This is a genomic window from Solibacillus silvestris (genome assembly GCF_051967575.1).
Lineage (GTDB): Bacteria > Bacillota > Bacilli > Bacillales_A > Planococcaceae > Solibacillus > Solibacillus silvestris_B.
In genome coordinates this window covers 1-2,821 of the sequence record NZ_JBQCJW010000071.1, presented here as the reverse complement: position 1 = coordinate 2,821, position 2,821 = coordinate 1, and the positions used below count along the sequence as shown (strand labels likewise).

Annotated in this window: 2 protein-coding genes; both read right to left on the bottom strand. The window is 35.1% G+C overall.

From position 1 onward, the window contains the following. Positions 1-147: 147 nt before the first annotated feature. Positions 148-1,245: a DUF1835 domain-containing protein gene (locus ACTHOQ_RS18755; RefSeq protein WP_440497711.1), complete on the bottom strand. Its 1,098-nt coding sequence runs from the start codon at positions 1,243-1,245 to the stop codon at positions 148-150. A gap of 336 nt (positions 1,246-1,581) precedes the next feature. Beyond that, the coding region (locus tag ACTHOQ_RS18750) for a hypothetical protein (RefSeq protein WP_440497710.1) at positions 1,582-2,821 on the bottom strand (1,240 nt) is incomplete at its 5' end.

Genomic DNA, 2,821 nt, shown 5'->3' with positions numbered 1-2,821 from the left:
GGTTCTTATTGAAATCGAGAAGAACCAAATAGCATCAACTATTGAACCTAATTATTTATGTGCGAAGTTTGAGTTATAAATATACAATTTACCGTCCATAAATGCAGGCAGTGGATAATCATGTATTTTAATTTATGCTGCCGGAAATCATCCCTCTTCCCGTAGCTTAACACTATAGTGTCTCATTGATTTTGGTATTCCTTTTAGTTCAAGTAACCCACTATATATTAAATACCGAATCCTATACTCTAAAAAGAAAGCATTCATTAATTCGTTTGTCCCCGATAGGATTTCTCCAATTACCATTCCAGCTTTGATAAATTCCCTTTTTTCCTGCTTTTGATGAAGCATTTCAATGGTATTTATAATCAGTGGATCAAAGTGATTTTCTTTAACATCCTTTATCCCACTTTTCATCCATAGACGCAGGAATTCTTTTGATTGTGCCAGGGAATTCCACTCTTCCTGAAGCTCTATCCGCTCCGGTTCAGATATAGGTGAGACCTTTCTACCCTTTTCAAATAGAAGTCTTAAATCTTTTGATTCGATATGGCCTGTGTGTAGAATCTTTTGATCTCTAACTTCAGGCATTACGTATCTTTCATAGAGCTCGGTGGAATTCATGAGAAAAACATCATTTGTTTTGTTGCGCAGAAAATAGAGAAGAAACCGCAGACCAGTTTGTTCATCGGCATTATTTCCATACCAGATGTATATTGGAACCTGCCGGGGAATATCTTCTATCTCCTTCAATGTATTGGCCAATTTATTTTCGTATTCAAACTCATCCTGTTCGTAATTGATATTTTCATAAATCCATTCATTTCGAAACGTTTGTCCCACTTTTTCGTCTAACTTCCACAATGGCCCTATCGAAAATGAATCTGGAAAGCCAATCACAATCTTCGGTCTTTCAAGTCCTACTCTTAAAGAACCTGCTGCAGATTCTGAGGAAACGATATGTACAGCCGCAACTTGATCTCCTGCCTTAACCGAGCTGGATGAAAAAGAATGTCGGTACTTTTTAATGCATCTATTAACGAATTTTACCATTGTGTTCACATCGCTTTGATTAATCGCATATACATTGCCTTCAAGCGGATTGCTCTCTTCATGATTAAACATTCCAAATTCTTCTTCATGTTCTAATTCAAACGTTTGCCATTCCCCATGTTCATTCAAATCTGAAACGGTTACATAGTTTTGTGTTTCTATTTTGTAAACAAAAACTACATTGGGTTCCATATGAAAATAAATAAATGGATAATTTATTTTAGTTTTTATTACGAACAGCTCCTTTCATCTTAATTTCACTATAGTGTTCTATAATACAATTAGCAGTCGTTGTAGATTTCGCCCGATTAATATATCATTCATCAGGCGTCATACTTGTTTTAGCTTTGAATTTTTTTGCTCCATCTTCTATTATCATGCGGAACCGTTCTTCTGAAGTTGAAACGTATAAAAATTTACCATTAGCCGTAATAATAAACTTTCCGGATTTCGGGATAGCACCCAATTGTTGAATTAGAAAAGCATGTAATAAGTATCGATATTGAACATGAGAAAATAACATTTATATTACAATTCATTTAATTCAACAACTTCTCCGTTACTCGCCTTCACTGCATATTGGCAATCTAACTTTCCGCATAATACATAGCAGCCTTGCTCACGATCAAATACATAATATGGTGTCAATTCAATGAAGTCTTTTAATTTCTCAAATGCTTCCTCTTTTACAACCTTTATCTCGTCTGTTTTTTCTAATCCCATATACATTTCCAAAAACGGCTTATTATCCATGAAATTCAATACTTGATATGTCTCCGCGTCAATGAATAACTTCAATTTTCTTTTAAATATACGTTCTTTCTGTTCCTTTGCTTTTAATGTTGCATGGATGTATCCCTTATCTCGATATAGCGATTTCAATGCCCATTTTCCAGAATCATTCGCGTATTCCTGACTTAAAAATTTTTTGATATTACTAACACACTTTTTAATTTCTTCCTCTGAAATCGTCCGTAAATCCGGATGTGGTTCACATTGAAATGCTTGATCAGGTGTGACATTTTCAATGAGTGATATTATTTCAGCCTGAAAAGGTTTTTGACTATAATCATTCCACTCTATCACTTTGTCCATTTGCAAAGAAAACTTATCATCTACAAAGAATTCATAGGGCAAGGTAGAATGTCCGTTATTCCTAATATAAATCTCCTCAAGCGCAAATGCAGGAATGAGCCTTTTTTGTTCAATGACTGGAAATTCAACTAACTTTAATTGACCATTAGCTAACTTTTCTATTTGCTCAAGGGAAAGTAAATATTTTTCCTTTTTTACTAGTCTCTCTGAGGGAAACTGTCCGTATACAGAAAACAAGAGCAACCTCCCTTCCTTATCCAGTTTTAATTCAATATTGCCTGACGGGGAAACAGCAACACCATCAATGCATTCCTTGAAATGAAGCTCTCTTTCCTCTTCCCTCCATAACTTAAACTGCCTTCCATAATCCAATCCCGTTTCCTTTTCAATCCACTTAATTATTTCATCCCTGTTTTTCAAATCAAACGTCATACCATCATCAATAGTCGATATTCCCTTACTAAAAATGACACGCTTTGTCTTTCTTGATTGGATATCTATCTCAATAACCCCTGTCCCTTCCGGATTATAAGTTTCATCATCCCAATTTTTAATATGATTAGGAAACCATTCCATGCTTAAGCTATAAACTGTATCTCCCCCTCTGTTAGGATAGATGTCGTACCGAGCTAACGTGATATGATTAAGTAAAATACACGGAGGTCGAGACGAA

Coding starts and splice junctions, on each gene's coding strand:
- ACTHOQ_RS18755 (WP_440497711.1), bottom strand. CDS start 1,245: ATGGAACCCAATGTAGTTTTTGTTTACAAAATAGAAACACAAAACTAT.